This window comes from Actinomadura fulvescens (genome assembly GCF_039533225.1).
Taxonomy (GTDB): domain Bacteria; phylum Actinomycetota; class Actinomycetes; order Streptosporangiales; family Streptosporangiaceae; genus Spirillospora; species Spirillospora fulvescens.
This window is the reverse complement of sequence record NZ_BAAATD010000005.1, coordinates 620,921-641,117: the sequence shown is the minus strand read 5'-3', so window position 1 is coordinate 641,117 and position 20,197 is coordinate 620,921. Positions and strand designations below refer to the sequence as shown.

16 protein-coding genes are annotated in these 20,197 nt (G+C 71.2%); 11 read left to right on the top strand and 5 right to left on the bottom strand.

Features of this window, described 5'->3' with window-relative positions; translation table 11 throughout:
- Nucleotides 1-3: 3 nt before the first annotated feature.
- Nucleotides 4-1,671, bottom strand: coding sequence for a dolichyl-phosphate-mannose--protein mannosyltransferase (locus ABD333_RS21935; RefSeq protein ID WP_344543622.1), 1,668 nt, complete (start codon nt 1,669-1,671; stop codon nt 4-6).
- Between the two features lie 75 nt (nt 1,672-1,746).
- Between ABD333_RS21935 and rsmI the strand changes: the two genes are divergently transcribed.
- Both rsmI and ABD333_RS21925 read left to right on the top strand, forming a co-directional pair.
- The gene (gene rsmI, locus ABD333_RS21930; protein ID WP_410556516.1) at nt 1,747-2,613 is read left to right on the top strand and encodes a 16S rRNA (cytidine(1402)-2'-O)-methyltransferase; all 867 of its coding nucleotides are present in this window, start codon (nt 1,747-1,749) and stop codon (nt 2,611-2,613) included.
- A 52-nt stretch (nt 2,614-2,665) separates the two neighbouring features.
- The gene (locus ABD333_RS21925) at nt 2,666-2,995 is read left to right on the top strand and encodes a hypothetical protein (protein WP_344543619.1); all 330 of its coding nucleotides are present in this window, start codon (nt 2,666-2,668) and stop codon (nt 2,993-2,995) included.
- Here the strand turns inward: ABD333_RS21925 and ABD333_RS21920 are convergent.
- The 3 genes from ABD333_RS21920 to ABD333_RS21910 are packed head-to-tail and all read right to left on the bottom strand — an operon-like array spanning nt 2,954 to nt 7,695.
- Nucleotides 2,954-4,432 carry a phospholipid carrier-dependent glycosyltransferase gene (locus ABD333_RS21920; protein WP_344543617.1) on the bottom strand — a complete coding sequence of 493 codons (1,479 nt, stop codon included), beginning with the start codon at nt 4,430-4,432 and terminating at the stop codon, nt 2,954-2,956. The genes ABD333_RS21925 and ABD333_RS21920 overlap by 42 nt on opposite strands.
- On the bottom strand, nt 4,429-6,057 hold the full coding sequence (locus tag ABD333_RS21915; protein WP_344543616.1) for a hypothetical protein: 1,629 nt from the start codon (nt 6,055-6,057) through the stop codon (nt 4,429-4,431). The genes ABD333_RS21920 and ABD333_RS21915 overlap by 4 nt, the downstream gene beginning before the upstream one ends.
- Before the next feature lie 9 nt (nt 6,058-6,066).
- Nucleotides 6,067-7,695, bottom strand: a complete 1,629-nt coding sequence (locus ABD333_RS21910) for a hypothetical protein (RefSeq protein WP_344543614.1) — start codon at nt 7,693-7,695, stop codon at nt 6,067-6,069.
- 244 nt (nt 7,696-7,939) lie between these two features.
- Between ABD333_RS21910 and ABD333_RS21905 the strand changes: the two genes are divergently transcribed.
- Genes ABD333_RS21905 through ABD333_RS21895 form a run of 3 tightly spaced genes read left to right on the top strand, consistent with a single transcriptional unit; the run spans nt 7,940 to nt 11,994 of the window.
- A complete protein-coding gene (locus ABD333_RS21905) occupies nt 7,940-9,205 on the top strand; it encodes a glycosyltransferase family 2 protein (protein WP_344543613.1) in 1,266 nt (421 codons plus the stop codon).
- Between the two features lie 15 nt (nt 9,206-9,220).
- Nucleotides 9,221-10,501, top strand: coding sequence for a glycosyltransferase 87 family protein (locus tag ABD333_RS21900; RefSeq protein ID WP_344543611.1), 1,281 nt, complete (start codon nt 9,221-9,223; stop codon nt 10,499-10,501).
- Complete coding sequence (locus ABD333_RS21895) at nt 10,498-11,994, top strand: hypothetical protein (protein ID WP_344543610.1); 1,497 nt, start codon at nt 10,498-10,500, stop codon at nt 11,992-11,994. The genes ABD333_RS21900 and ABD333_RS21895 overlap by 4 nt, the downstream gene beginning before the upstream one ends.
- Here ABD333_RS21895 and ABD333_RS21890 read toward each other — a convergent pair.
- Entirely contained in the window at nt 11,991-13,685 is a 1,695-nt protein-coding gene (locus ABD333_RS21890) for an ArnT family glycosyltransferase (protein ID WP_344543608.1), read from the bottom strand. The two genes, ABD333_RS21895 and ABD333_RS21890, sit on opposite strands and share 4 nt — an antisense overlap.
- Nucleotides 13,686-13,902: 217 nt before the next feature.
- Between ABD333_RS21890 and metG the strand changes: the two genes are divergently transcribed.
- The 6 genes from metG (at nt 13,903) to ABD333_RS21860 (ending at nt 20,168) form a co-directional block, all read left to right on the top strand.
- Nucleotides 13,903-15,696, top strand: a complete 1,794-nt coding sequence (metG, locus tag ABD333_RS21885; protein WP_344543607.1) for a methionine--tRNA ligase — start codon at nt 13,903-13,905, stop codon at nt 15,694-15,696.
- Nucleotides 15,693-16,523 (top strand): TatD family hydrolase, encoded by an 831-nt coding sequence (locus ABD333_RS21880; RefSeq protein ID WP_344543605.1) that lies wholly within the window; start codon nt 15,693-15,695, stop codon nt 16,521-16,523. Before metG ends, ABD333_RS21880 begins: the two co-directional genes overlap by 4 nt.
- Before the next feature lie 50 nt (nt 16,524-16,573).
- Nucleotides 16,574-17,008, top strand: a complete 435-nt coding sequence (locus ABD333_RS21875) for a hypothetical protein (protein WP_344543604.1) — start codon at nt 16,574-16,576, stop codon at nt 17,006-17,008.
- A 129-nt stretch (nt 17,009-17,137) separates the two neighbouring features.
- Nucleotides 17,138-17,941 (top strand): resuscitation-promoting factor, encoded by an 804-nt coding sequence (locus ABD333_RS21870; RefSeq protein WP_344543602.1) that lies wholly within the window; start codon nt 17,138-17,140, stop codon nt 17,939-17,941.
- A gap of 42 nt (nt 17,942-17,983) precedes the next feature.
- The gene (rsmA, locus tag ABD333_RS21865) at nt 17,984-19,129 is read left to right on the top strand and encodes a 16S rRNA (adenine(1518)-N(6)/adenine(1519)-N(6))-dimethyltransferase RsmA (protein ID WP_410556522.1); all 1,146 of its coding nucleotides are present in this window, start codon (nt 17,984-17,986) and stop codon (nt 19,127-19,129) included.
- On the top strand, nt 19,062-20,168 hold the full coding sequence (locus ABD333_RS21860) for a glycoside hydrolase family 26 protein (protein ID WP_344543600.1): 1,107 nt from the start codon (nt 19,062-19,064) through the stop codon (nt 20,166-20,168). Before rsmA ends, ABD333_RS21860 begins: the two co-directional genes overlap by 68 nt.
- The last annotated feature ends 29 nt before the right edge of the window (nt 20,169-20,197 follow it).

The following is a 20,197-nucleotide window of genomic DNA, read 5'->3' as shown; positions in this document are numbered from 1 at the left end:
CGGTCAGATCCAGGAGTTGAACCAGATCCGGTCCTTCCACTGGTCGTACGTGATCACCTTCGCCGCCAGGATCGGATAGAAGTAGGCGAAGTTGACCAGGACGAGCAGCACGAAGGCGCCGGCGGCCGTGGCGCCCACGATGCGGCGCGTCCCGACCGCGGTGCCGGTACCGGCGCCGGTACCGGCGTCGGTACCGGCGCCCGCGACGGAGTCCGGCGTGAACCTCGGCGACGGCTCCCTGGCGGGACCGATGAGATGGCCGAGCACCAGGACCACCGCCAGCACCATGAACGGGATCATCGGCGTGGCGTAGAAGAGGAACATCGTCCGCTCGGAGAACGCCGGCACGAACCACGGCAGCCAGCCCGCCAGGACGCCCAGCAGGATGGCCCCGGCACGCCAGTCGCGCAGCACCGCCCACAGGCCCACGCAGATGACGAGCGCGATCAGCGCGCCCCACCACAGGATCGGTGTGCCGATGCCGAGGATCTCGCGCGAGCACTTGGCGGCGCCGCACTGCCCCTTGGGCTCGCTGTAGAAGAACGCCACCGGGCGATGCAGGATCGGCCAGTCCCATGGCCACGACTGGTAGGGATGCTTGGCGTCCAGGCCGGTATGGAACTTCCACATCTCGCGGTGGTACTTCCACAGGTCGGGCATCGCCTCGACCAGCCGCCACGGCGCGAAGCCCGCGACGTCGCCGCGTCCCCAGCCGCCCGGCCGGAAGATCCAGCCCCACCATGAGGCCAGATAGGTGATCGCGGCGACCACGACCAGCTGGACGAACGCCGGTCCCGACTCCAGGGCCAGCGCCCCGCTGAACGGCCGTTCGACGCCGGCGGCACGGCGGGCGCCGTAGTCCCACAGCACGACCATGATCCCGAACGCGGCGATGTAGTAGATGCCGGTCCACTTGGTCGCGAGCGCCATGCCGAGGCAGAGCCCCGCGGGAATCCGCCACCAGTGCGCGAGGAACGGGCCGAGCGGCCCGAGCGACCCGGCGGGCGAGTCGGCGGAGCGTTCGACGGCCTCCGCCAGCCGGCGGCGTGACACGTCCCGGTCGGCGACCAGGCAGGCGAAGGCGGCCAGGACCCAGAACATCACGAAGATGTCGAGCAGCGCGGCCCGGCTGGTCACGAACATCAGCCCGTCCAGCGCCAGCAGCAGCCCCGCCGCACAGCCCAGCAGCGTCGAGCCGGTCATCCGGCGCGCCACCCGGCACAGGACCAGCACCGACAGCGTGCCGGCGAGCGCGGGCAGGAACCGCCAGCCGAACGGCGTCGCGCCGAACATCCACTCGCCGAGGGCGATCATCCACTTGCCCGCGGGCGGATGGGCCACGAACGCGGGTCCGTCGGCCCAGATGTTCGCGTTCTGGTCGGCGAGCAGCAGCTTGTCGGCGTCCTTGACGGTGCTGTGCTCCCAGCCGAACTTCAGCAGGGCCAGCGCGTCCTTGGCGTAGTAGGTCTCGTCGAAGACCACCGCGTGCGGGCTGGCCAGCCGGTCGAACCGCAGGAACCCGGCGAACGCGGTCACCAGCAGCGGCCCCAGCCAGCCGATCAGGACGCTGCCCGGGATCGGTGGGGCGAGCCACTCGCGCAGGGAGCCGGTCCGGCGTTCCCGCGGCCGCTCGTCGAGCGTGTCCGCCGGCGCGTAATCCGTCATCGCCATCCCGCCATCGTAGGGGCGCCCGCGGCACGTGTCGGGTCACCTGCCACGGGCGGGCCCGGCCGGCGGGAGAATGGAGTGGTGACAGGCGACGCGAGAGACGACGGAACCGGGACCCTGCTGCTCGGAGGGGCACCGATCGGCCGTCCCGACGACGCCTCGGCGCGGCTGCGCGCCGCGCTGGCCGAGGCGCAGATCATCGCGGCGGAGGACACCCGGCGGCTGCGGCGGCTGGCCGCCGACCTCGGCATCGAGGTGCGGGCCCGGGTGGTCTCCTACTACGACCAGAACGAGCGGGCCCGGGCCGCCGAACTGCTCGGCGAGCTGCTGGCCGGCCGGGACGTGCTGGTGATCACGGACGCGGGGCTGCCGGGCGTGTCCGATCCCGGCTACCGCCTCGTCGTGGCCGCCGTGGCCGAGGGCGTGCCGGTCTCGGTCCTGCCGGGCCCGTCCGCGGTGACCACCGCGCTGATCGTCTCGGGGCTGCCCACCGACCGGTTCTGCTTCGAGGGCTTCCCGCCGCGCAAGCCGGGCGACCGGAGCCGCCGGCTGGCCGCGCTGGCCGCCGAGCCGCGCACCATGGTCTTCTTCGAGGCGCCGCACCGGCTCGCCGCGACGCTGACCGCGATGGCCGGGGCGTTCGGCCCGGGCCGTCCGGCCGCCGTCTGCCGTGAGCTGACCAAGACCTACGAGGAGGTACGGCGGGGCACGCTCGGCGAGCTCGCCACCTGGGCGGACGAGGGCGTCAAGGGGGAGATCACGCTGGTGGTCGGCGGCGCCCCGGAGCCTGAGGGGCTGTCCGATCCGGCCGACCTCGCCGCGGAGGTCGCCGCGCGGGAGACCGCCGGGACGCCGCGCAAGCAGGCCATCGGGGACGTGGCCAAGGAGAACGGCGTGCCCAAACGCGTGGTCTACGACGCCGTGGTGGCCGCCAGGAAACCCTGACCCCCCGGGTTGTGTCGCCTGGTCAGGGGGATGACACTGGAGGAAGAGCGATGTGGCATTCACCGAGGAGGTGGGGGCCTTGCGGGACGCATGGTCGAGCCACGAAAGCTGGGTCTACGAGTGCCTGTGCTGCTTCACCACGTGGGAGGAGCAGTTCGAGGCCCGGCACACCGCGGACGGGCACGGTGGGGAGGCGGTGGTCTACGAACACGACGGCCACCGCTGTACGACGCCCTGGACCGATCATGTGTGCCCCAACTGCGAGAGCCAGAACGTCAAGGCGCTCTCCGCGCCCTGGGGCAAGCGGTCGCAGGTCCCGCTGGCGCACCGCCGTGACGATCTAGAACTGGTGTTCCGGCTGCGCCGTCTGCACGCCTGGTAGCGGGGCGTCCGGCGGCTCCGCGGTGGCCGGACTGGTCCGAACGAAGGCCAGCCCGGCGGCGAGGCATGCCAACGGCACCGCGACGAGCACGTACCGGTAGTCGAAGTCGACGGTGACGGGCGGCACGGCGAGCAGTGCGGCCGCCGCCGTCCAGGGCAGCAGCACGCGGCCCGTCCCCGTCCCCGTCCCGGTCTCGTTCCGCGAGCGGCGGCGGCGCCACCAGGCCACGGCGGGCAGCAGCAGGACGCCGCCCAGCACGATCCCAGGCAGGTAGGCCACCTTCTGGTAGCCGCGCATGAACGAGGCGAACGGGTCGGTCACGCGCGTCACGGCCGCCCCGTTCTCGTACGCGGCCGAGACCGACGCCGGATCGCCGCCCCCGTAGACGGGCCAGCCCTGCATCGGCAAGGGCTTCTCGGGGAACTTGTAGAGGTCGGCCACGTACTGCGAGGGGTACGGGTCGCGGCTGAGGAAGAACGTCCGCACGAACACGTCGTAGGCCACGGTCCGCACGTAGTCGAGCGGCTGCGCCTTGATCGCTTCCAGCGCGAACCTCTGCGCCCGGTCGTTCGTCTCCGGGTCGAAGACCGCGCCGTACCGGAACCCGGTCGGCGAACCCTGGGCCCAGACCTGGCTGGAGGAGGCACGCCGCTCGCGCGGCTCCCCCTGCGGGCAGAACGAGGCCAGCTCCGGTGGCGGCTTGATCTTCGTGCACTCGGCGAACGCCGCCGTCCGGCCCCACAGGAAGACACCGTCGGTCCGCGTCAGCGCGTACTGCCCGTTCACGGCGTGGAACCACATCGCGTACGCCACGATCGGCACCACCCCGGCGACCGCCACCGCGCCGACCCGCTTCCAGCCCGCCCGCCACAGGATCAGCGCGCCCAGCGCCAGGATCAGCAGTGGCAGCCCGATCGTGCGGGTCAGCGTCGCCAGTGACAGCAGGAACCCGGCCAAAGCGCACCAGCGGAGCGACGGCGCCCGCCCCCCGCGCGGCCACACCAGCACGGCGATCGCACTGATGATCAGGAAGGCGAACACCGTGTCCGAGAGCGCGAGCTGTTCCAGCTGGATCTGGTACGCGTCGAGCAGCACCGGCGCGGCGGCCAGTGTCGCGCCCCACCCGGGCAGCCCGTACCGCCGCAGCAGCACATAGATCATCACGCCGATCCCGAGGCCCATGAGGTGCTGCAGGGCCATCACCAGCGTGAGGCTGTGGAACGGCCTGAGCAGCCAGAGGAAGATCCCGTAACCGGCCGGCCGGATCGGGTGCGGGAACGGGTCGAGGGCGATCCGGACGTAGTCGAAGCTGTCGTTGAACCACAGGGCGGGCGGGTAGCCCGCCATCGTGATCATGCGCAGTGCCGCCCCGATGCCCAGCACGACGAGGAACGGCCGGTGACCCGCCAGACGAGCCGGCGGGAGTCGCCTGATCACGGGACCAGCACCCTGCCGTCCGGCTGGGAATCGTCCGGGGCGAGCACCGGAGCCGGCCGGCGCGGACGGCGCGGGACGCGCAGCCGGTCGCGGAACTCCGGCGAGCACGCGATCGCCGCGGCCAGGCAGGCCAGGGGGACGGCGGGCAGCACGTAGCGGTAGTCGAACTCGGCCGTCGCGGCGGGCGCCAGCAGCAGCCCGGTGGCCAGCGACCAGGGCAGCAGGGCGGCCCCGCCCAGACGCCGCCACATCGCGCCGATGCCGGCGAGCCCGATGAGCAGGAGCACGCCGACCATGGTCCCGCGCAGGTAGAAGACGTCCTGGTAGACGCGGAGGAACCCGGCGAACGGCTCCACGGCGCGCGGGCGGACGGGGCCGCCCTCGTAGCGGACCGCCTGGTCCACCGTGCCGCTGCTCTGCATCCACTTGGGCAGATCGCTGGTCTTGGTGCCGAACTCGTACTGCTGGTAAGTCGCGCGGTCGGGGAAGACCGTGCGTTCCCACGCGAAGACCCGCAGGAAGTCCTTGGCCACGACCCGGGCGTAGTCGCCGGGCTGCGCCATGATCACCCGCTTGGAGAAGTCGTTGGCGGTGGCGTTGGTCTCGGGGCTGAACTTCTTGCCGGTGTAGCGCGCCAGCGGCGAGCCCGCGTTCCAGATGCCGTCCTGGGAGGTGGGCAGCCGGTTGACCAGCTCGGTGCAGAGCGGCATCTCCTCGACCGGCAGGTTCTTGATCTGGTGGCAGTCGGCGAACTTGTAGACCCGCGCGTACAGGAAGATCCCGTTGCTCTCGGTCATCGCGAACTTGCCGTGGTCGGCCTTGTACCAGCCCATGTAGGCCACGACCGGCAGCAGCGCGGCGGCCAGCATGACCATGACCATGCGCCGGTCGACCCGTCTGACCACCATGAACGCGAGCACGCCGAGCAGCACCAGCAGGCCGACCGAGCGGGTCAGCCAGGAGAACCCGGCCAGCAGGCCGAGCGCCGTGGACAGCCGCCAGGTGAGCCGGTCGTGCCAGAGCAGCAGGCACACCGCGCTGACGGCCAGGAAGGTGAACGTCGTGTCGGAGAGGATCAGGTGTTCGAGCTGGAGCTGGTACGCGTCGAGCAGCACCGGAGCGGCGGCCAGCGCCGCGCCCCAGCCGGGCAGCCGGAACCGCCGCCGCGCCAGCGCGTAGATCATGACGCCCATGGCGAGACCCATGAGGTGCTGTATGGCGGTGACCAGCGCGAAGCTGTGGAACGGCCGCACGACCAGCAGCAGGAGGGCGTAACCGTCGGGCCGCAGCGGATGCGGGTAGGGCTGCATCGCCACGTGGATGTAGTCGTAGCTGTCGTTGAAGAACAAGGCCGGCTGATAGCCGATCATCGTGATGACGCGGAGCAGCGCCGCGCAGGCCAGCAGGACCGTGAAGACCGGGTGCCGCCGGGACACGGCCCGCAGCCGCGGTCCGAGCGGCGGTTCGAGCGCCGTCGCCATGCGCGTCAGCGTCGCCCGGCCGGTCATCGACAGCCGTGCCCGCACCGAGACCCGCAACCGCGTGGTCAGCGGGATCCGCGGCGGCTGCGCCGGCGGGTGCCGGAGCGGCGGGTCCTGGACGGGCGTCGGCTCGGACGGCTGCATCGCGGCGCCTCAGCTCACCGCCGGCTCACGCCGGGCATCACGGTCACTGTCGCGGTCGGTGTCACGTTCACGGCTTCGGCCGCGGGCTCGGGCTCGGCTTCTGTCTCGGGCGCGGTCCCGGTCGGGAAGCCAGGCGAGCGCGGCGGCCAGGCAGGCCATCGGGATCGCGGGCACGACGTACCGGTAGTCGAACTCGGCGCTGGCGGCGGGGGTGACCAGCAGCCCGGCCACCGCGCCGAGCGGCAGCAGCGCCCGGCCGAACCAGTCACGCCGCCGGACCAGGCCCGCCGCGGCGACCAGCAGGACGGCGCCCAGCAGCGTGCCGCGCAGGAAGAAGTGCTTCTGGTAGAAGCGCATGACCCCGGCGAACGGCTCGATCACGCGCGTGTCGGCCGCGCCGTGCTCATAGGCGTTGGTGAACGGCTCGGCCCAGTTCGGCACCGGGTCGGCGGTCGTTCGGAACTGGTACAGCTCGTAGGTGAATCGGTCAGGGAAAACCGTTCGGTTCCAAAAGAAGACCCGTGCGACGTCATAGGCCACTGCCTGCAGATAGTCGTCGGGTTGGGTGAGAATCGCCCGGCGCGCGAACCGTCCCGCCTCAGCGCTTTTGTCATTGTTGAAGATGTGGCCCGGAAGGCGCAGCAATGGCGAGGCCTCGCCCCACACGTAGAACTGCGAGGAGGGCCGATCGGCGGCCGGGACCTGCGTGCAGAGCGGCATCTCCTCGACCGGCAGGTTCTTGATCTGGTGGCAGTCCGCGAACTTCATCACCCGCGCGTACAGGAACGGGCCGCTGCTGTTGCTCAGCCCGAACTTGCCGTGCTCGGCCTTGAACCAGGTGGCGTAGCCCATGAGCGGCAGCGCGCAGGCGATCACGGTCGCCGCCAGCGCCGTCCAGCGGACCCGGCGGATCACCAGATAGACCAGAACGACCATGAGCAGCGCGAGGCCCACCGACCGGGTCAGCACGGTGAGGGCCAGCAGCGCGCCCAGCGCGGCGCCGCGGACCGCGGTGATGTCCCGCCACCACAGGACCAGCGTCACCAGGCCCGTCATCATGAAGGTGAACGGCACGTCCGAAAGGATCATGTGTTCGAGCTGGATCTGGTAGGCGTCCAGCACGACCGGGGCGGCGGCGAGCGTGGCGACCCACCGGGCGGCGCCCAGGCGCCGCCGCAGCAGCGCGTAGATCATGATCGCGATGCCCAGCCCCATCAGGTGCTGCACCGTCGTGATCAGGGCGAACGAGTGGAAGGGCTCCAGGGCCTGCAGGAAGAAGACGTAGCCGTTGGGCCGGACGATGTGGGGCTCGTTCTCGATCGCGGTCTGCACGTACTGGAACGCGTCGTTGAACCACATCGCCCAGCGGTAGCCCAGCATCGTGATCACGCGCAGTGACAGCCCGGCGGTCAAGATGATCAAGAACGGCCAGTGCGCGGCGAGGAACGGCCTGGCCCGCGCCCACGCCGCCGGGAACCGCCGCCGGCGCGGCGGGTCGCCGGGTTCGCCGGTATCGGCGGTGTCGGCGGGTTCGCCGGTCGCGGGGGAGTCGACGACGAGATCGCCGTCCTGGTCGGGCGTGTCGAGCAGGTCCGTCGCACCCGAGGCGTGCGTGTCGGCATCAGCGGCATACGTCAAGACGCCAATACCTCCCCCGGAAAGCCCGTAGCATGTTACTCAGCCTGTCGTCCGCACACCGGACCGCGCTCGTCTTCGAGTTGCGGCTTGACAACAAGATGGCGTGAATCGTCGTTACTCGCGGTATAGCGCGGGCCAGAACAGGTGATACGGGTAGCCTCTTGCCCCTGAGCCGTCCGCTCGCCGTGCCAAGATTAGTCGAAATCCCCAGATCCCGTATCCGAGGGGACAACAAGGAGTCGACATGGAACTGACCGTAGTGATGCCGTGTCTCAATGAGGCCGAGACCGTGGAGACTTGCGTGCGCAAGGCGGTCGGGTGCCTCAAGGAGAACGGTATCGACGGTGAGGTCGTCGTCGCCGACAACGGCAGCACCGACGGCAGCCAGGCGCTGGCCGAGGCGGCCGGGGCGCGCGTCGTCCATGTCGACCGCAAGGGATACGGCAACGCGCTGATGGGCGGCATCCGCGCCGCCCGCGGCAAGTACGTGATCATGGGTGACGCCGACGACAGCTACGACTTCACCTCGCTGCGGCCGTTCGTCGACGAGCTGCGCAAGGGCGCCGACCTGGTCATGGGCAACCGGTTCAAGGGCGGCATCGCCCCCGGCGCCATGCCCCCGCTGCACCGCTACCTCGGCAACCCGGTGCTCAGCTACGTCGGCCGGCTCTTCTTCAAGAGCAAGATCGGTGACTTCCACTGCGGTCTGCGCGGCTTCCGCCGCGACGTGGCGCTGTCGCTCGGGCTGCAGTCCAGCGGCATGGAGTTCGCCAGCGAGCTCGTGGTCAAGTTCACGCTGTTCGGCTACAAGATCACCGAGGTGCCCACCACGCTGGCGGTGGACGGCCGGTCGCGGCCCCCGCACCTCAACACCTGGCGGGACGGCTGGCGCCATCTGCGCTTCCTCCTGCTCTACAGCCCGCGGTGGCTGTTCCTGATCCCCGGCCTCGTTCTTATGACGCTCGGGCTGGGCGCGGGGATCGCACTGTCCTTCGGCCCGGTGGAGGTCGGCAGGATCGCGTTCGACGTCGACACGCTGGTCGGCGCGTCGGCGATGCTGGTGATCGGATTCCAGGCGGTGCTGTTCGCGCTGCTCACCAAGGCCTACGGCGTCGCCGAGGGTTTCCTGCCACAGACCGCGCGGGTAGGAAGCTTCCTGAAGTCCTGGTCGCTGGAACGCGGCCTGGTGATCTCCGGCGTGCTCGCCGTGCTGGGCCTCGCCGGCCTGGTGGCCTCGCTGGTCCACTGGCAGGTGCGCAGCTTCGGCGAGCTCGACCCGCGCGAGTCGCTGCGGCTCGTGGTGCCCTCGGCCACCGCCCTGATGATGAGCTTCCAGGCGCTGCTCGGCACCTTCTTCCTCTCGATTCTCAACATCCGCCGCTCCTCGCACCCGGCGACCGAGGCCGCCGACGACTCGACCGTGCAGGACGCGATGCGCGCCCGCGGCAAGGCCGAGGGCAAAGTGGAGGCGGTCGACCTGGCCAAGGCCGAGCGGGCCCACCGCGACTGACCGCGGCGCATGTCAATGATCGTCGACCCCCTGGATCTCGCGGCCCGGCTCGCGGTCTTCGCGCTCTGCGCCGTGCTGCTCCTGGTGGCCTGGCGGCGCGGGTGGGGCCCGTCGCTGAAGATCACCCTGCTGGTGGCGCTGGGCCTGCGGGTCCTGATGTGGCTCGTCGCGGGCGACTTCAAGCCCTACGACCTCAACATCGACTTCCACCGGGCCGGCGTCAACGCGCTGGAGCACCGCGACCCGATCCTGAACGCGCCGGAGACCGGCTGGAACTACCTGCCCACCTACGCGCTGTTCCTCGCGGGCAACGTCTTCGTCGAACGGCAGTTCGACGTGCCGTGGATGGTGGTCAGCCGGATCGGGCCGATCCTGTTCGACCTCGGCGTGGTGGCGCTGGTCGGATCGCTGGCGGCGCCCTCGTTCCGCTCCACGGCGCGGTTCCTGTACGCGGTCAACCCGCTGACCGTGCTGGTCTCGGCGGTGCACGGGCAGATGGAGCCGCTGTGCCTGCTCTTCGCCCTCGGCGCGTTCGTGGTCGTCCTGCGGGGGACGCCGACCACCCGCCGGGTCCTGCTGGCCGGCGCGCTGATCGCGCTCGCGATCTCGGTGAAGACCTGGCCCGCGCTCTTCCTGCCCGCCCTGCTGATCGCACTGCCCACCTGGCGGTTCCGGGCACAGCTGGTCGGGGCCATGGGCGGAGTCCTGGCCGCGCTCTTCGTCACCATGCCGCTGACGGTCGGCACGCCCGTGTCCAAGCTGCCCGACGTGATGAGCGTCATGCTGGGCTACCACCCGGTCGTCGGCACCTTCGGCTGGAGTTCGGTGCTGCTGTGGCTCAACCCGGTGCCCAAGGGCCGGCTGCTGCACGACCCGTTCAGCCAGACGATCGGCACCGTCGGCACGGTCCTCACCCTGGCCGCGATCGCGGCGGCCGTCTGGTGGTGGCGCCGCGCCCATCCGGTCGACATCGCCATGGTCAGCGCCTCGGCCTTCCAGGTGGCCACCGCCTCGCACGGCGTGCAGTACCTGGAGTGGGCGATGCCCTACGCGACCGCCCGCCCGGCCCGCTGGACCTGGCTGATGAGCATCGTGATCAGTTTGTACGCGGGGGCGGGCTATCTGGTGATGACCTTGCTGCGCGACTGGAACGACGTCGCCCCGTACTACTACATGAGCGGTCTGGCCGTCGTCCTGGCGATCCTCGTCGCGCTGCCCTGGGCACGTCGCCGGTGGGAGCCGGACGAAGACCGGCCCGGAGCCGCTGAGCCCACTCTCGTTGGAGCCGCCCGGTGACCGATGTGCTGACCGACTCCGCCCGCGCCGCGGAGCCGGAGCCGGAGTCCGGACACGGTCTGGTCCGGCGCCTGAGGGCCGGGCTGGGACGGCACCGGCTGTTCGCCGTGGTGGTCGTGCTCGCGGTGGCGGTACGGGTGCTGGCACTGCTGGGGCAGCGGCCCGGGGAGATGTACTGGTACGACTCGTACGAATACCTGCGGTTCGCGCTCGAACCCCATCCCGCGCGCAATCTGCACCCCGGCGGCTACGGCTTCTTCCTCTGGCTGCTCAAGCCGTTCCACAGCATCCCGTTGATCATCGTGCTCCAGCATCTGATGGGCCTGGCCGTGGGCGTGCTGGGATACGCGGTGCTCCGGCGCCGGGGCCTGCCCGCGTGGGGCGCGTCGCTGGCCATGATCGCCCCACTGTTCGACGTCGAGCTGCTCCACCTGGAGCACGCGGTGCTGTCCGACACGCCGTTCCTGCTCCTGGTCACCGGCGCGGTGATCGTCCTGCTGTGGTCGCCCGAGATCACCTGGCGGGCCGCGACCGGCGCCGCGCTGCTGCTGGCGCTCGCCGCGCTGTTCCGCACGATCGCGCTGCCGCTGCTGGTGCTGGTGCTGGCCTGGATGGCGGTGCGGCGGGTGGCCTGGCGCTCGCTGGTCGTCGCGGCGCTGGTGGCGGCCGTCCCGATCGTCTCGTACGCGACCTGGTACCACTCCGAGTACGGGCGGTTCAAGCTCGCCGGCGGTGACGGGGCCTCGCTCTGGGCGCGGACGCGGACGTTCGTGGACTGCGACAAGGTCAAGCCGCCACCGGCCGAGGCGAGGCTCTGCCCGGACGGCGTGAAGACCGACGCCGCCTCGGAGTACTACTGGGTCGGCGAGATCAACCGGCCGCCCGGCCGCAACGCCAACGAGGACCTGGCCCGTTCGTTCGCGATCCGTACGATCATGGCTCAGCCGCTGGACTACCTGTGGGCCGTGACCGTGGACGTGTCGAGGACGTTCGCCTATCCCGCGGTCGCGCATCCCAAGCGCCTGCCGCCGGTCTTCTACTTCACCACTGGCACCGTCCCGCTGTCAGACGAGCCAGGGGCTCGGGACACTGCCCTCGCCTACGACCCGGGCGTCACCGAGGGCACCCGTTCGGTCGAGCCGTACGCGGGCTGGCTCGCGGCCTACAAGGTCCACATTCCCGGCCCGGCGCTCCTCATCGTGCTCCTGCTGGGAGCCTGGGGCGTCGTCAGCCGGCGCGGCGGCTCGCGCCGCACCCGGCGCACCGTCCTGCTGCCATGGGGCGTCGCGGTGTCGCTGCTCGTGGCGCCGGTGGCGGTGCTCGGCTTCGACCATCGGTACGCGATGCCCGCGTTGCCGCTGGCCTGCCTGGCCGCCGCCCTCACGTTCGCCCGCCACCCGAAGGCGGCGGTCGAGGAGCCCGCGCCGGACAAGCCCGCGGACAAGCCTGCGCCCGACCATCCCGCGCCCGAACGGGACGCGGAACCCGCCTAGCCGCGTTCCCAGAGCTCCAGCACGTCGTCAGAAGAGCTCCACTCCAGCTCCCAGCCGCTCTCGGTGCTGGGCTGGACACCATGGGAGCTGGGCGGCTCCTGCCCCCGCCACTCGGTGTGGAGCAGCGGCCCGTTCACCGCGGCGGCGGGCAGCTCACCGTCAATCTGGCGGAACGTGCGGACCTCGCCGTCCCAGACCTCCTCACCCCACACGTCCTGGGTGTAGAAGGTCAGCGTCTGCCCGAGCCGCTCGTCCGCCCAGATCGTGTCCACCGTGGTCTCCTCGTCGGCCAGCCAGCCGCGCAGCTCGCTCCAGGCCTGGTCGCGCGGCTGTTCGGCGATCAGCAGCCCGGCGGGCACGAGGTAGGCCGCGGTGACGGCGACCGCCAGCGCTCCGGCGGAGACCACGCCGGCGCGCCGCGACAGCGTCCGGCGGCGGGGCTCGGCCAGGCGCCGGGTCAGCGGAGCGGCGGCACGGCGCGCCGCCGGGATCACGTGGCGCCTGACCGCCGGCAGCGCGAACCGCCGGGTCAGCAGGATCAGCGAGCCGAGGCCGCCGGCGGCCAGGGCGGGCAGCACGGCGAACCAGTAGCGGACGAGCCAGGCGCGCAGTGAGATGTCGGTCGGGTCGATGGTGCCCGACATCAGCGTCAGCGGCGCCCAGAGCGCGGCGAACCACACCAGCGTCAATGCCAACCGCCGGTCACGGGTGGCCAGCAGGCCCACCACGTTGAGCGCCAGCGCCACGATGAAGATCGTGCCGAGCGGGTCCCACTCGTACATCGCGCGGGGGAACGAGCTCAGCGCGTCCAGCCGGGTGATGGGCTCGGCGGGCATCCCGCCGTGGCCGGCGGCGGAGCGCAGCTCGGTCAGCGGATCGCCGAACACCACGGCGTTGTGGCCGAGGTTGACGGCCAGCACGCCCAGCATCGGCGCCGCGATGAACGTCATCCTGCGCAGCGGGAGCCGGAGGAGGACCACGAAGATCGGGATGGCCAGGTACAGGAAGGCCAGGAACTCCCGGGCCAGGAACGCGCAGCCGAAGCACAGCCCCGCCACGAGCAGCAACCGCGTCTGCCGGCGCCGGTCCGCCCTCCGGCTCGCGGCGACCAGCGCCGCGACGCCCATCGCGAAGAGCCCCGCGCCCGGCATGTCGGGGAGGATCGCCCCGGTCGCCCAGGTGACCTCGTCGCCGTACGGGTTGACCAGGATGAAGAACGGGTGCACCAGCAGCACCAGCGCGGCGACCAGCCCGGCGGTCTCACCGAAGAGCGACCGCACGGCCAGGAAGGCGCCCACGAAGAACAGGCAGCCGCCGAGCGCGGCGACACAGAAGTAGGCGACCTGCCCGTCGCCGAGCAGCCGTTCGGCGATCATGGTCGGCAGCACCAGCCCCATCCGGGTGATCTGGTGCGGAACGTCGAGGAAGGGTTCGCGTCCGAGCGGGATGTCCGGCCAGAGCTTGCCGGCGGTGAAGACGTAGAACGGGTCGGCGTACAGCGGCGGCGGCATGACCAGCCACTGCACGAGGACGCTCGCCGCCGCGACCAGCAGCGACTTCCAGACCACGCCGCGGCGCAGTAGCCGTACGGGCAGCCGCCGCCGGGCCGGTAGGGGTCGCCGGGGCGTCTCGGTCGCCGCCGTGGCGGTGTCGCGGCCGCAGTCCGGCGTGCGCAGTGTGCTCTGGGTCATGCCTGCGTGCTCTGGGTCATGCCTGCTTGGTTCTCGACGACGGCCCGCCCGTCCGGGAGGGCCTCTGATCTGCCTTTTCGGTGCTCGATGATGTCAGCCGCGCAGGTCAGGAGCCAGTGGCCAGGGGAGACTCTCAGCAAATTTTCAGGGAAGCCGCCGCTGCGCCCTGGGCGATATCGAGTCGTTGGCGCCGGAGGCGACCTCTACTCTTGACTTCATGTCCTCGTCGAGCCGACACATCCTGACCGCGCCCGCCTGGCCGTACGCCAACGGGCCCCGCCACATCGGGCACGTCTCCGGATTCGCGCTGCCCGCCGACATGTTCAGCCGCTACCAGCGGATGGCGGGCAACAAGGTCCTGATGGTCAGCGGCACCGACGAACACGGCACGCCGATCCAGGTGCAGGCCGACAAGGAGGGCGTGACCGCCCGCGAGCTGGCCGACCGCTACAACCGAGTGATCGCCGAGGACCTGCTCGGGCTGGGCATGTCGTACGACCTGTTCACCCGCACCACGACGCGCAACCACTACACGGTGGTGCAGGAGCTCTTCAAGGGGCTCTACGACAACGGCTACGTCTTCCCCAAGACCACGATGGGCGCGATCTCGCCGTCCACCGGACGCACGCTGCCCGACCGCTACATCGAGGGCACCTGCCCGATCTGCGGCTACGACGGCGCGCGCGGCGACCAGTGCGACAACTGCGGCAACCAGCTCGACCCGGTCGACCTGATCAACCCGGTCAGCCGGATCAACGGGGAGACGCCGAAGTTCGTCGAGACCGAGCACTTCATGCTCGACCTGCCCGCGTTCACCGAGGTGCTCGGCCGTTACCTGAGGTCCAAGCAGGGCGACTGGCGGCCGAACGTGCTGAAGTTCGCGCTCAACCTGCTGGGCGACCTGCAGCCGCGCGCGATCAGCCGCGACCTCGACTGGGGCGTGCCGATCCCGCTGGACGGCTGGCGCGACAACCCCGCCAAGAAGCTGTACGTGTGGTTCGACGCGGTGATCGGCTACTTCTCCGCGTCGGTGGAGTGGGCGCGCCGGACCGGCGACCCGGAGGCGTGGCGGGCCTGGTGGCAGGACCCCGAGGCCCTCTCCTACTACTTCATGGGCAAGGACAACATCGTCTTCCACGCCGAGATCTGGCCGGCGATGCTCCTCGGCTACAGCGGTCAGGGCGACAGGGGCGGTACGGCCGGCTCGCTCGGCGCCCTCAAGGTGCCCGACGAGGTGGTGTCGTCGGAGTTCCTGACGATGGAGGGCCGCAAGTTCTCCTCGTCGCGCCAGGTCGTCATCTACGTGAAGGACTTCCTGGAGCGCTACGACGTCGACGCCTTGCGCTACTACATCGCGGTCGCCGGCCCCGAAAACCAGGACACCGACTTCACCTGGCAGCACTTCCGCGAGCGCAACAACAACGAGCTGGTCGCCCAGTGGGGCAACCTCGTCAACCGGTCGGTCAACATGGCGGCCAAGGACTTCGGCGCGATCCCCGAGGCCGTCGACCTGACCGACGCCGACCGCGCGCTGCTCGAACGCTCCAGGGCGGGCTTCGCCGCGGTGGGCGCGGAGCTCGGCCGGTCGCGGTTCAAGAACGCGGTCACCGAGGCGTTCGACGTCGTCCGTGAGGCCAACGGCTACCTGTCCGCCCAGGAGCCCTGGAAGATCAAGGACGACCCGGCGCGCAAGGGCACCGTGCTGCACGTCGCGCTGCAGGTCGTGGACGACGCCAAGTCGCTGCTCACCCCGTTCCTGCCGGAGTCCTCGCAGAAGGTGTTCGAGATGCTCGGCGGCGAGGGCGAGTGGAGCGGCAAGCCGCGCCTGGAGATCGTCTCTGAGCACGGCGGTCCCGACTACCCGATCCTGACCGGCGACTACGAGACCAGGGCGCGCTGGGAGTCGCAGCCGATCAAGCCCGGCGTTCCGCTGGCCAAGCCGGTCCCGCTGTTCAAGAAGCTCGACGAGTCGATCGTCGACGAGGAACTGGCCAGGCTGGAGGCCGAATGACGGCGGACGAGGAGGCGGGCGGCATGGCGCCGAGGGCGCTGCCGCCGCTGCCGGATCGCCTTCCGGTGGACGTGCTCGACAGCCACTGCCATCTCGACATCGTCGAGACGCCCGTGGCCGAGCAGGTGGCCGCGGCGCGGGCGGCCGGCATCACGCGGATCGTCACGATCGGCTGTGACCTGCCCTCGTCGCGCTGGGCGGCCGAGACCGCCACCGAGCACGACCCCGTGTACGCGGCCGTGGCCATCCACCCCAACGAGACCACGGGCGTCGACGACGCCGTGCTCGACGACATCGCCCGGCTGGCCGAGGGGCCGAAGGTCCGGGCGATCGGTGAGACCGGTCTGGACTACTACCGCGACTGGGCGCCCAAGGACGACCAGCACCGTTCGTTCCGCGCGCATATCGAGATCGCCAAGCGCACCGGCAAGGCCCTGGTCATCCATGACCGCGAGGCCCACGACGACGTGCTGCGCGTCCTGCGTGAGGAGGGCGCCCCGGAGACGGTGGTCTTCCACTGCTTCTCGGGCGACGGCGAGATGGCCAAGGTCTGCGCCGACCTCGGCTACGTGATGAGCTTCGCGGGCAACGTCACGTTCAAGAACGCCGAGCCGCTGCGCGACGCCCTGCGCGTCGCGCCGCTCGACCTCGTCCTGGTCGAGACCGACGCGCCGTTCCTGACCCCGATCCCGCACCGCGGCAAGCCCAACGCCTCCTACCTGATCCCGCACACCGTGCGTTTCATGGCCGAGGTCAAGGGCGTCGAGGTCGCCGACCTCTGTACCGCGATCGCCGCGACCGGGGAACGTGTCTTCGGCCCCTGGTAACACGCACCCAGCGGTCCTCGTCGCGTTCGCGGCGCCCTAGTCTGAGGCGGATGGGAGGCAGAACGCGGCGAGCGAATCGAGGGCGGGCGACGCGGGCGGCGGAGTCCGCGCGGATGCGGCGGCGCGAGAGCGTCGCCATCGCGGTGATCGTGGTTCTGGCGGTCGTGGGCCTGCTGGCCTCCGCCTATCCCGCCTACGAGTACACACGCGCCGCGTCGGTGGAGGCCGAGCTGACCGCGTGCGCCGAGCCGGACGGCAAGCGTGTCCGCTGCACCGCCACGTGGGAGCGGGCGGGCGGGGAGCGCTGCGAGGTCCGGCTGTGGGCGAACGCCCGGCACCAGCGCGAGACCGGCTCCGACCACCTCCACGTCGAGGGCTGCACGGTCCGGGGGCCGTTCGCGCCGGCGTTCTTCGCGGCGATGCTCGTCGTCCTGGTGATCGTCGGCGTGATCTGGTCCGTCCGGCGGCTGCGCGGCCGGCCCTAGCGCCGGTTCCCGGGACCTGCCAGACAGGTCACATCGGGTGATGCGGTGGCGGAAGTCACCCGCGGGGCTTTAGGGTCTGGCCGTTGAGCAGGGCACCCCCGGGCCCTGCCGGCGGTCCTGGAGGACAAGGTGCGTTCCACACCCCCCGCGATTTCCCTGCTGGTCGCCGCGGCACTGCTCGCCGCCGGATGCGGCGGCGGCGCCAAGGCCGAGTCGCAGCGGCCCGTCGCCGATCCGCCCGCGCCCAGCGCCTCGGCACCGGCGCCGCGCAAGGTCGTCCTCGTGGTCGACGGGAAGCGCACCGAGACGATGACGACCGGCGCCACCGTCCAGGAGGTGCTGGCCCAGGCCAAGGTGCAGCTCGGGAAGCACAACCTGGTCAAGCCGCCGCTGACCGCCCCGGCCGCCACCACACAGGTGATCAAGGTGCTCCGGCTGCTGTCGGCGCCGGTCACCAAGACGGTGAAGACGGCGCCGCCCGTCGTCAAGAAGAAGAGCTCCAAGCTGCCGCCGTGGAGCCAGAAGGTGCTGCGCAAGGGCAAGCCGGGCATCAAGGTCGTCCAGGTGGCCTGGGTCAAGCGGCGCGGCAAGAAGGTCAAGGCCGTCATCGACCAGAAGGTCAGGCGCAAGCCGGTGACGGAGATCGTGGCGGTGGGCCCGCAGTCGGCCGCCGCCGGGTCCGCGGCGCGGCTCAACTGGCCCGGGCTGGCCAAGTGCGAGTCGGGCGGCAACCCCAAGGCGGTCAACCGCGCGGGCGGCTACTACGGGCTCTACCAGTTCTCGCTGGCGACTTGGGGCTCCGTCGGCGGCACGGGACTGCCGACCAACGCGAGCCCGGCGGAGCAGACCTACCGCGCCCAGCTGCTCTACAACAAGGTCAACGGCCGCTGGCAGGGGCAGTGGCCGCACTGTGGGCGATTCCTCTTCACCTAGCGGGGACCTTCACCGTTCACGCGGACCTGAGAGACTGATCCGGTGGGGGACACACAGGACACGCACGCGCTGCTCGGGCCCGCGGAGGTTCGCGAACTGGCCGGGCGGCTCGGCATCCGGCCGACCAAGACGCTCGGGCAGAACTTCGTCATCGATCCCAACACCGTCCGCAGGATCGTCCGCGCCGCGGACCTGGCGCCGGACGACGTCGTGATCGAGGTCGGACCCGGTCTCGGGTCCCTCACCCTGGCGCTCCTTCCGGAAGTACGCCGCGTGACCGCCGTCGAGATCGACCCGGTGCTGGCCGCGGCGCTCCCCGAGACCGTCGCCCGGCACGCCCCCGAACTCGCCGGCCGCCTGGAAGTGGTCCGGGCCGACGCGTTGCGGATCACGACTTCGAACGCGGTGGAGCCGCGAGCCGCCGTGCCCAGGCGCGGTGCCCGGGCTTCCCGGGGGCCGCAGGTGGTGCTGCCGGGGCCTGAGCCGACGGCGCTGGTGGCCAACCTGCCCTACAACGTGGCGGTTCCGGTCGTCCTGCACCTGCTGGCCGAGGTGCCGTCGCTCCGGCGTGTCCTGGTGATGGTGCAGGCGGAGGTCGCGGACCGGATGGTCGCGGCGCCCGGCAGCAAGATCTATGGCGTGCCGTCGGTGAAGCTGGCGTGGTACGGGGACGCGCGCCGTGCCGGTCCGGTGGGACGCGCGGTGTTCTGGCCGGCGCCGAACGTGGACTCGGGGCTCGTGGCGTTCACCCGCCGGGAGCCCCCGGCCACGACGGCGAGCCGGGACGAGGTGTTCGCCGTGGTCGACGCCGCGTTCGCTCAGCGCCGCAAGACCCTGCGCGCGGCGCTGGCGGGCTGGGCGGGGTCGGCGGCCGAGGCCGAACGGGCGTTGCGCGCCGCCGGTGTGGATCCCCGGACCCGTGGCGAGGCGCTGGATGTGGCCGCGTTCGCCTGCATTGCCAAGTATGGTCCTGGGGGCGCTAAAGATCAGATTGAGGCGGAGGAGCATGGTGAAGGCGCGTTCGCGGGCGACGAAGGCACCGTCGCTTGCGACGAGGGCGACACTGCTTGCGACGAGGACGAGACTGCCCGTGACGAGGGCGGCACTCGTCCGATCGGCGATGCCCGCGGTGGCGGCGCTGGGCGCGATGGCCGTGGTGGGCGCCCTCGTGGCGGCCGGCTGCAGTAACGGCACCGCCGCGACGCCCAAGATCACGGTGACGGCGCGGGCCGGGGTGGCCCCGACGCCGCCGGCGCAGGGCGCCTACTTCGGCGCCTGGGTCCCGCCCGACCTCGGCCCCGTGTACGCCACGCAGACCAAGCGCCCGTCCGGCAAGGCCTCGCCGTCGACGTCGCCCTCCTCGGAGTCCACGGCCACCCCTGAGGCCGACGACGCCGAGGTCGAGGCCAGGGACGGGATGACGGCGCTGACCGGCTTCGAGCGCGAGCTGGGCCGCCGGCTGGACATCGTGCAGAGCTACATCTCCTGGAAGGACGAGTTCCCCCGCAAGGTCGACACGGCGCTGCTGGAAGGCGGCCACCGGACCATGCTGCTGACCTGGTCCGGCACCGACACCCGGGAGATCGTGGCCGGCCGGCACGACGCGCTCATCCGCGCCCGGGCCCGGGCGATCAAGGCCACCGGCAAGCCGATCTTCCTGCGCTGGCAGCGCGACATGGACAAGGCGAGCCTGCGCGACACCAAGATCCATTCGCCGGAGTCCTACATCGCGGCCTGGAAGCGGCTGCGGACGATCTTCAAGCGGGAGAAGGTCGACAACGTCGCCTGGGTCTGGTGCCCCACGGCCCGCGGGTTCGGCTCGGGTGCGGCGCAGCCGTTCTACCCGGGTGACGACCAGGTCGACTGGATCTGCGTGGACGCCCAGCCCGGCGGCGACTACGAGTACCGGGACCTGTCCGAGACGCTGAAGATCTTCATGGAGTGGGCCCGGGAGCGCACCAAGCCGATCATGGTCGCGGAGTTCGGCGTCCCGCAGGCGTACGGCACGCGCCGGGCCGAGTGGCTCCGCAAGGCCGCGCAGACCCTGCAGAACCCGCAGATCAAGGCCGTGGTCTACTTCAACTCCAACGAGCAGGCCCAGGAGCAGCGCGACAGGCGCCGGCGCTACGAGGTGACCGGCGACCGCGCCGCCGTCTCGGCCCTGCGCGAGTTCGCGACCAGCCCCTACTTCAATCCCCGCAACCTCCCGGTCACCAGCGGCGGCTGACCGGCCCGGCGGTGCCCCGGCTTCGACCG

What these genes read in the sequence shown, in the direction of transcription:
- ABD333_RS21915 (WP_344543616.1), bottom strand. Translation starts at nt 6,057, where the DNA reads ATGCAGCCGTCCGAGCCGACGCCCGTCCAGGACCCGCCGCTCCGGCAC.
- ABD333_RS21860 (WP_344543600.1), top strand. Translation starts at nt 19,062, where the DNA reads ATGCCCGCGGTGGCGGCGCTGGGCGCGATGGCCGTGGTGGGCGCCCTC.
- ABD333_RS21880 (WP_344543605.1), top strand. Translation starts at nt 15,693, where the DNA reads ATGACGGCGGACGAGGAGGCGGGCGGCATGGCGCCGAGGGCGCTGCCG.
- ABD333_RS21875 (WP_344543604.1), top strand. Translation starts at nt 16,574, where the DNA reads ATGGGAGGCAGAACGCGGCGAGCGAATCGAGGGCGGGCGACGCGGGCG.
- ABD333_RS21890 (WP_344543608.1), bottom strand. Translation starts at nt 13,685, where the DNA reads ATGACCCAGAGCACACTGCGCACGCCGGACTGCGGCCGCGACACCGCC.
- ABD333_RS21905 (WP_344543613.1), top strand. Translation starts at nt 7,940, where the DNA reads ATGGAACTGACCGTAGTGATGCCGTGTCTCAATGAGGCCGAGACCGTG.
- ABD333_RS21935 (WP_344543622.1), bottom strand. Translation starts at nt 1,671, where the DNA reads ATGGCGATGACGGATTACGCGCCGGCGGACACGCTCGACGAGCGGCCG.
- ABD333_RS21900 (WP_344543611.1), top strand. Translation starts at nt 9,221, where the DNA reads ATGATCGTCGACCCCCTGGATCTCGCGGCCCGGCTCGCGGTCTTCGCG.
- metG (WP_344543607.1), top strand. Translation starts at nt 13,903, where the DNA reads ATGTCCTCGTCGAGCCGACACATCCTGACCGCGCCCGCCTGGCCGTAC.